The following is an 8,866-nucleotide window of genomic DNA, read 5'->3' as shown; positions in this document are numbered from 1 at the left end:
CGATTTTGAAATTACCCGCCTTATCATCAATACCGACATTAATCCCGACTGAAAAATTCTTCCCAGCTATATATTCAAACCCAAGACCAACAAAACCACCTACTCCTTCTTTTTTAGTAAAATTAACATCTTCTTCTTTTATATCGTGTATGTTTGCACCACCGCCGACAAAAGCGTAAATCCAGGCATTTTTTGGTTGTTGAATCATCAAATCCACTTTCTTTGTCTCTTCAGCGGGTTTTCTTTGGACTGGCTTTGGACGTTGTTTCGGTTCCTCAACGACAATCGGGGTTGGTGGCGTTGGTTTTGGCTCTTGCACCTGTCCGATCACACGCATAAATATAAATTCACCATCTTCATCCCCGGGAAGTCGCCCATACTGTGGATTTTGAGGAGCTCTAAATCTTACATTTTTAGCAACATAATCAGCCAACTCGGAACTCGTTATAATTTCATCTCTATCCACATCAGCATCACCATCAAGACCTCTCAAAAAATAAAAAGTAAAGACGCTTATGCCCTGATCCGAAAGGTCAACTACCTGCTCATCTTTGCTCCCGGCGGTTATTGCAACCCTTGTTTTCCGCGATGTAAACTTTGAAATTGCTTCCGCCTTTGAAGTAAATAACTCGCTTCTCAAACCTATCCCACGCGTGAAAATCGTCCCACTATAGCAGGCATCCATAACATAAAAAAGATGCTTCGCGGGTATAGCCTCTTGAAACTCGTGCAACTGGTCGGTTGATATAGCAGTGCTTGCAAATTTTTCCATCACGCCATCAACCGGCATAATATAGCCCTTTTCTTTGCCCCCAATAGTTCTCGTCACACCATGACCCGCAAAGAAAATAAAGACACGATCATCTTTTGAGATGCGCCTTGGATCCATAAGACGATCAAACGCCTTCAAGATGTTCTCGCGCGTTGCCTGGTCATCGTATAACTCAATCACATTTTCTGGGTCAAAACCGAACTCCCGAACCAATTTTTCCCTGACCATCTTGGCGCTCTTCACAGCCCCAGTCAACCTCGGCAAACTTTGATATTCGTTAATTCCAATTATCAAAGCCCAGCTCTTCCTGTATCCAAAATCCTGCGAAGTTAATTGTCCAACAAAAATTAGAAGTATAACCGATAGAAAAATTAATCGCTTCATAACTTTCACCTTTTATTATTTTTTTGGTAAAGTTGTTAAGGCGATGCTATTTTCAGCGTATCTTCCTGACTTCAATCCAATGCTTCTTGTATTTGACATGTAATCAAAAATTGAATCAAGGACAATTAAACCTGCAACAGTTTTACCCTTCGGAATTGGGAGTGGTTTATCACTTGCGAAAACTTTCAATATCTCGCGCCCAAAAGGTGGTTTTATGACAAAATCACCAGGAACTTTGTAAATTTTATTCCCTTCAATTTTGTGTTCCCAGTTGCCTTTATGCGGAAAGACCAGAATTGCATTTCCTTCAGCGTCGTAATAAACAAGATTTATATAACAATCTCGGTTAGCTCTGACAAAAATTTTTATCTCGTCCCCTTCGTAATAAACACCGTCGGGTCTATCAACCCAAACTTCTACTTGAAGTTCCTCGCCCTTGGATTCCGTTTGCAATATCTCGTCGTCAATTTTTGAGTTGTAGTTTTCGGGCGCAAGCGGTATATTGGGGAGCAAATTTTTCGGTATCTTTACATTTGAAGTTGCAAGCACAATTCTTGAACCAGCATCAATCGCTTTTAAATTAAATTCAACTTCATCGGCGCTGTCCCAGTAAGAGCCAACGATGACAACTTTTGCACCGCTTAAATTTGCAAATGACTCGGGTGTTCCAACTCCGGTGATTGAATAGCCCACTTGATAAACTTTAGTGATCGCATCTTTGACTTCTTCTTCACTTACAAGAGCAAAACTCGTATTTGACTCTATAGCCATTTCAAGTTTTTGCTTTATATACGGCGATATAGGTCCGGGCAGTTTATCCCTGTAATAAATCCTTGCGACCATTACGCGCGCTGTCTTGTCTGGAACTTTTGAACTCAAACTTAACACCGCTTCTCTTAACTTATCATCAAGCGTCAATGTCTTCTTCCTCAATGTGAAAGTTAACTCAACCTCATTCCTCTCCAAGAGCTCATTCCAATCGTCATACTCGCTATATCCAAACTCCGATTTAATTTTGAACTCAGACAAATCCACTCTCGCAGCTATTGTATAAAAGTTCTCCTGATACGGCTCAAGCGAATAAATCTCACACTTTACAACGCCCGATTTATCCGATACCGCTGTCTCTGTTATTTTCCCCCTTCCATTCTTAAAATAAAATTTAAACTTCAAACCAGAAACCGCAACGGCGCTATCACCATATGTAACCTTTAAAACCAAAGGTTCCAACGGTTGATTGAAAGCGATATCTTGTTCTTCACCAGAAACTTTTTCAACTTTAATTTTTGAAAAAACATCTTGAACAAGCGCTTTAACATCAGAGGTAAGAATCGCATCACCAAGGCGCCACTCATTGCTGATCTCCTCAAGCGGGCGGGTTATAAATCTGTAAAAAGGGAGAAGGTCGTTATAAAGTGGAACATTTTTCAATGCTTCAGAAAAATTCAAAAGCGCCTGATAAAAATTTCCTTCAGTGATATTTTTCTTCCCGAGATCAAAATTTTTTTGATAAATGTTGAGATACCGTTTAAGCTTATCTCTCAATTCAGCACCTGCACCCTCCCTTTCAAGCACAGCAAGCGAATAATAAATATCATCATCGTCATCAAAATAAACCTCAACGATTCTCAAACCAGTTATCGTAATTTCGCTCGTCACCTGCAAATTCGCTGAAGCTCTTTCAATTGATTCAGCTTTTTTTCCAGTTATAACCTCCAGTTGTTCAACGACCGATTTTGATACAACCGTTGCACGAATTTGTTTAGCTATATCAGCGAAAGCATCGGCATTTGCTTTTTGAATATCCTCAATTTTATTTTTCGTCTTTTTCGCTGCACCAACGCCAAGTATGTAAAGCCGTTCAGGATATTTTGGATGTCTCTTCGTCGTTATCCATGCCGGTTTTTCGCCAGAGAAAATTTCAAGAGAAAACAAAATTAAAAGAGTGAAAACTTTTAAAACCTTCACGCTCATTTCACCTCCACAGTGAATGTTAATTTACCAATGTTATTGTAAAGGTCCCTTGCTACAATCTCAATCCGATTTCTTCCCTTTGAAAGGCGAACCTTCTTATAAAAACTCAAACCAGCAAGCGCAACTTTCAATTGCACCCTCTCGCCGTTTACCTTAACCGATGTAATACCGCTTTCATCTGTCACTATACCAGAAATTTCAAAATCCCTACTCCCAACCCTCAAATAACCGTTATCCTTCACGACCGGATAATAAAGCTCAATCTTTGGTGGCTCGTTATCTTTGAACGGGTCTTTTGAGATGTTGAATTCCTTGTACAAATCCCCAAATATATCTTCCTCCTCCTCTTCTTCCATTTCTACTTTTTCATTTTCTTTAACTTTTTCTTCCTTCGCCTCTGGCTGTTCAACCTTCAAGGCGACATACTTTTCATCCGATTTTTCAGCAAGTTTAAAAGCAAGCTGCTCCATAACTTTCAAAAGCCCGGAGACCTTACCCTCATAATCCGCACTTGCTGTCTGAACTATCTCCGATGTCTCAACCTTTATTCTTCTCACATTGACCGTATAAACATCCTCAACCTTGCCAATATCTCCAGTTATTATCTCCTTAACGCCGAGAATTTTTCCAATTTGAACATTATCCCCAGAACCCTCAGCGATTTCGCTTTGTTGCAAATTTTGCTCAGCAAGTATCTCTTTAATTTTTTCCCTTTCAAGGACATTAAACTTTCCAGTCGCATTTAATGCAACCCTAAATCTTGAAACAAGCACATCAATCTGAGTTGGGTCAAAACCCTTTGCGTCAAATTTTAAAACAGCAACACTTACTTTTCCCTGGGAAAAAAGAAATGATGAGATGAAAAACATCACGAAGAAAAATTTTTTTAATCTCATTTTACTATCCCCCGTTATTTTTTGTTTAACTTTTCAAGTTCACGGTCAAGTTGCTGTAACGCCTCGTTTAAAAGTTCCTCAATAGGTTTGCCTTGCTTGTTTTCAGGAGGATTTTGCTTTATGACATTTGCCGTCATCTGTCTTACTTGAGCGATCAAACCTTTTCTATACATCCTTGCAAGCGCATAATTTGCTCCTGTCTTCGGGTCAATCCAAAACCCAACTATTTGCGAACCGCGAAGTTTAGCTTGTGAAACCGTCCTTGAAACTCGCATTGAATATCCAAGTTCAAAAACTTTGTTTCCATACGACCAATTGTCAAGTAAATTTTGAATCCTCAAACTCACAATTCTTGAAAGTTCAGCCCTTGCATTTTGAATCGCCTTTTTGCGCGTCTCGGCCGGGTCAAAATGCCTATCAGCTCCACCAACGGCATAAATTGCAACATCAGAGACAGGAACTTTGTAAATCCAAGATGGTGGTTTCCCCCCGACGGATGAGACTTCAGCAAGTGCCGGGTCATAAGTTAACTCCTCAGGTATTGAATAACTTGTATCCGATGAAATCACTTTAACAGGGACACGCACAAGCACATAAAGTATCTTTGACTTCGGCTCCTGCCACTGCGATACAAGTTCAAAATTTTCCTTTATCAAACTCATAAGCAAAGTGTCAATCTCCTCTTCATATTCCTCTTTAAAATGAGAGATGCCCGAGAACAAACTTCCAGTATCTTCAAACCAATTTATCTGTTTAACGCTCACACCAACTTCTATCGTCCTCGCGATTTCAAAAATTGCGTCCTCAATCGCTTTCGCCTTTGTCGTCTCAGGATAAAAATAAGGAGACGAAACCCCAACAGCGTAAATGTAATCCCTTGACTGAGGTAAAACCGACAACCAGGATGGTTGAACCTGTGAATATGAAGAAACAAACAAAAAAGTCAAAACTGATAAAACTTTTAACTTCATAAAATTTCAAAAACTACTTTATTGTTTTAAGTGAAAGAATATGCCTTGTGACGCCAGCTCCTATCAACAGCAAAATTAAACTTACGATGATATTTGAAACAGCGAACAAAGCAGTATATCCCATCACGAGCCACATAACGACAAGCGAGATGATTTTACCACGCAAAGTTATAGCCCTTCTCTCACGATAATTCCTAATATAACTTCCAAAGACCTTATGATTTAAAAGCCAGTTATAAAATTTCTTTGAACTTCTTGCAAAACAAGCAGCAGCTAAAAGCAGGAAGGGGGTCGTTGGCAAAAGCGGTAAAAAAGCACCCAGAACCCCAAGCCCAACGAAAACAAAACCGAGAATTATAAGAACAATTCTATAGAGCTCAGACATACCTCAAGTATTCAACTTTTTCTCAAATTTATAATCATAAACTCAAAAAGTCAAAAGCAAACTAAAAACCCTCCCGCAAGGGGGAGGGATGAAATTTACTTGCTTAAGTCCCACTTCTCAAGCTCTTTATCAAGTATCTTCAGCGCCTCTTCCGCTTTTTGCTCAACAAAAGCTGTCTTTTTCTGACGCTGTGCCTCATTCATTGATCTCATTATCTCATTGACGATATCATTCTTCCTTAAAACAGCAAGCGCATAATAAATTTTGTTGTCCTTATCATAATAAAACTCAACTATCTGCGAGCCCGCAAGTGTAGCTTGGCTTACCGATCTGCTGACGCTTCTTGTGAATTCTTCCGAAGTTATCGTTCCTTGATTATTTATGAATTCCTGATGTTCCTGCATAAAATTATCAAGCAAGCTCTTCACCTTCGTTTGGATTATCCTTCCAAGCTCCTGCCTTGCTGCATCGGCTGCTTTATTTCTCGCAAGGACTGGATTCGCTCCGACATTTGCTGCTCCGACGGCATAAATTGCGTCAACAGCTGTCGGTGGAGTGTTAACCCAAGCCGGTGCAGGTGACTCAGGAACCGCTATCCTTTCCTTGGGTCCACCACCGCAACCAGCAATTAATATCGCAACTGCTAAAGCCAGAATTAAAGATGCGAGATATCTCATTGTTTTTCCCTCCTTTGAGTTTTTGTTATTCTTCAGTTTTAGCATTTGAAAGCAACTCAACGAGCTCTTTATTTGAGAATCTCATCCCCTTCAATGCTTTTTCATACGCCTCGCGCTCGCTCTTGCCCACAGCCCTTGACTTAACACTCATACTTCCAAGAATTTGACCTGTTTCAATGTCCTTGAGGAAAAGACCTAATTCCGCCTCAACCGTGTAAAGCATCCCTCCGACACCTTGAACTGTAGAAACAACCCTTGAACTAACATCTCCTCCTACTACAAATCTTGATTCATCTTCAATTTTAAATCCGTTTTTCTCTATCGCTTGAATTAACTTTTTCATCATATCGTTTATCAATTTATCCTCCTTCGCTCCTTTGATTGAAACTGAAACTGTTGCGACCGCTTCAGAAGTCGTTGAATAGGAGAACTCCGTCCGAACATTTGATAAAACCCTTGCATATTCTGCTGGAAGACCGGGGATTGAAAAACTCACAACAATTGCGTTCCTTCCACCTTTACCCATTGCTAATGCACGAATACTTGCCATTCCTTGATCGTCTGTCAACTTTCTCTCAATGACTTCACCGCTCTTATAAGCGAATGTCACATTAGCATTTGAAATCGGAACAGAAACATTGCCATAGTAGATGACTTTAATGACAAGTGGCTCTGGGAGTTCTTCGCCAACTTTTGCGACTTGATTATCGCCAGAAACTTTCTCAATTTTTATCTTTGAGATCAAGTCCCTTATCTCGGACTCAATCCCGGCTGTTGTAAGTTCAACATCCGGCTTATATGGAATTCGTGATATCGCATTGTAAAACACTTGTTTAGAATAAATCTCATAAATCTTTTTCTGAGCGTCTTTTAAATTTTGAACTGCTTGTAAAATTTTCCCCGCCCCAATGAATGATTGAGCATCATCGTAGAGTTTTTTTATCTGAGCCCAGGCGTTGTCAAGCTCATCTTCAAGTGAGGACAAATATCTTTGCTTATCAAGGACGGCAAGCGCATACCAGGTTTTACTTTTCTTATCAAATTCCATCTCAACGATCTCACATCCTGTTAAAACCTCGTCAATGATCGTCTTTGACTTCTGCTGAAACTCAGAATAGTAATCCGATTCCTTGTTGATTATTCTTTCTTTTTCTAAACTTGTGATTTCGGATTGAACTTGAACCCTAATCTGCGATGCTACATCTGCGACCGCATTTTGCTTTGCTGCTTCCCTTGCATCTTCGCCGACGCTTGCACCAATTCCAAGTATGTAAAACTCCTTTGGATATTTCGGATGTGTCTGCGTCTTATACCAAGACGGCTGGGCGGATAAATTAAAGGAAAAAAGCAAAACTAAAATTAGAAATCGCTTCATTTGAAATCCAAGTTTATTTTAACCGGTTATTTCAAGTATTAACATTTTCCTGTTAGCGCTGATTCTGCGAACCTTCACAGGCACCTGCGATTCAATCCCGCTTCTTATATCTCTGAAAAGTGCAAGCGGTGAATTATACTTTTGCGGGTTAACCCAAACGATATAATCCAGTGTTTGATCTGTTACGACATTTTGTTTAGTTCTGTTGCAAACCTTTTTTAGGACTTGCTCTGTTGCCAAAAGTATCTCATCGTGTGCATCTTCATCAAAGTTTCCGGTTATTCTAAAGATAAGTTTAAACTGGAGCCCGCGTGTTAGGTCCTCCTTCCAATAAGCCATTATCCTGCTTAACACTTTATCAATCGCATCGTTCATCGCTTCTTCAACGACCGCTTCTTCTGGCACTGCGTACTCACCGCTATAGCCCGTCTCTGTCCCAAGCAATCTTGCAGTTGTAGTTTCATACGCCCGTGCAGCTACAACAGCTTTCCTATACTCCGTACTTCCAATATATCTTTTTTCAACTTTCACATTGTAGGTTATGTAGATATCGCTTCCAATGGCAAGAGCAAGTTGGTAAGCATAATCCTCTTCAACCCCTTTTAAACCTGCCTGCGCCTGGGCAAGCTCACTTAATGTCTCCATTTGTTCTGGGACTTGAACATCATATTTGCGAGCTGTAAGATATGACTCAATAACTTCAGCTCCTTTTTTCAACAACCTATCACTTCTTAAAAGGTCTACCGGACTTACACCTTTCGGTGCCTCTGGGACAACCATAATGAACGGCAAACCGATCGCTTCTGTTATCTCCTCCTTTGGCTTTATGACATTTCTCGCTATGAGATCGTCCGTTAAAAGTTTCTTGTTCACACGATAAACTTTCGTTATCTTCACTCTCCCATCTGAAAGCTTGACCCTTTGCTCATATTCCGTCGTTTCAAAAGATATATACCGCTTGATATTATTTTCATCCAATATCTCGTCTTGAATTTTCTCAAATGCCATACGCTCTTCATTTGTCTGAAGTATCGGGTCAGTTGACCCAATTAAAACGAAATAAACAGCCGATCTTCTACCGTCAAGCTCAGCTTGAGCGTTGTTCTTCCCAATGCCAGAAGCTCTGATTGTAACTTCGGTTGGGGAATAACTTTCAAGAAATGTCGCCTCACGCGAGATGGGCAGATTCTTTTGGGAGTTTGAAACAGTAGAAAACAAAACGATGAAAACAAGGCATAAAATTTTTCTTTTAAGCATCGCAAACTCTTTTTGTTTTTCGCTTTAAAATTAAAGAACAAGGGATTTTAAAATTGTGCTCCAAAGCACATCACCATCCAATGGCACCTCTTATCGCTGCTATCGGATCAAAGCCAAGCTTGGGCAAAGAATAATTCAGATAAACTGAAAAAATCATACCTGAATGATTCCCTGC

The 8,866-nt window shown here is 40.1% G+C and carries 8 protein-coding genes; all 8 read right to left on the bottom strand.

What is annotated here, in order from left to right:
* Positions 1-1,156 (bottom strand): caspase family protein (locus FKZ43_RS00640; RefSeq protein ID WP_181180192.1); only part of this gene is annotated, 1,156 nt, incomplete at its 3' end.
* 15 nt (positions 1,157-1,171) lie between these two features.
* Positions 1,172-3,130 (bottom strand): DUF4384 domain-containing protein, encoded by a 1,959-nt coding sequence (locus tag FKZ43_RS00635; protein WP_140943939.1) that lies wholly within the window; start codon positions 3,128-3,130, stop codon positions 1,172-1,174.
* Positions 3,127-4,026, bottom strand: coding sequence for a CsgG/HfaB family protein (locus tag FKZ43_RS00630; protein WP_140943938.1), 900 nt, complete (start codon positions 4,024-4,026; stop codon positions 3,127-3,129). The genes FKZ43_RS00635 and FKZ43_RS00630 overlap by 4 nt, the downstream gene beginning before the upstream one ends.
* Positions 4,027-4,040: 14 nt before the next feature.
* A complete protein-coding gene (locus FKZ43_RS00625; protein WP_140943937.1) occupies positions 4,041-4,997 on the bottom strand; it encodes an LPP20 family lipoprotein in 957 nt (318 codons plus the stop codon).
* Between the two features lie 13 nt (positions 4,998-5,010).
* The gene (locus tag FKZ43_RS00620) at positions 5,011-5,382 is read right to left on the bottom strand and encodes a YbaN family protein (protein ID WP_140943936.1); all 372 of its coding nucleotides are present in this window, start codon (positions 5,380-5,382) and stop codon (positions 5,011-5,013) included.
* Between the two features lie 95 nt (positions 5,383-5,477).
* A complete protein-coding gene (locus FKZ43_RS00615) occupies positions 5,478-6,059 on the bottom strand; it encodes an LPP20 family lipoprotein (RefSeq protein ID WP_181180191.1) in 582 nt (193 codons plus the stop codon).
* Positions 6,060-6,084: 25 nt separating this feature from the next.
* The gene (locus FKZ43_RS00610; RefSeq protein ID WP_140943934.1) at positions 6,085-7,434 is read right to left on the bottom strand and encodes an LPP20 family lipoprotein; all 1,350 of its coding nucleotides are present in this window, start codon (positions 7,432-7,434) and stop codon (positions 6,085-6,087) included.
* Between the two features lie 18 nt (positions 7,435-7,452).
* Positions 7,453-8,691, bottom strand: a complete 1,239-nt coding sequence (locus FKZ43_RS00605; RefSeq protein ID WP_140943933.1) for a DUF6175 family protein — start codon at positions 8,689-8,691, stop codon at positions 7,453-7,455.
* Positions 8,692-8,866 lie beyond the last annotated feature (175 nt).

Source organism: Candidatus Thermokryptus mobilis (genome assembly GCF_900070205.1).
In the GTDB taxonomy this organism is placed as follows: Bacteria; Bacteroidota; Ignavibacteria; order Kryptoniales; family Kryptoniaceae; genus Kryptonium; species Kryptonium mobile.
This window is presented reverse-complemented; position numbering and strand designations above follow the sequence as displayed.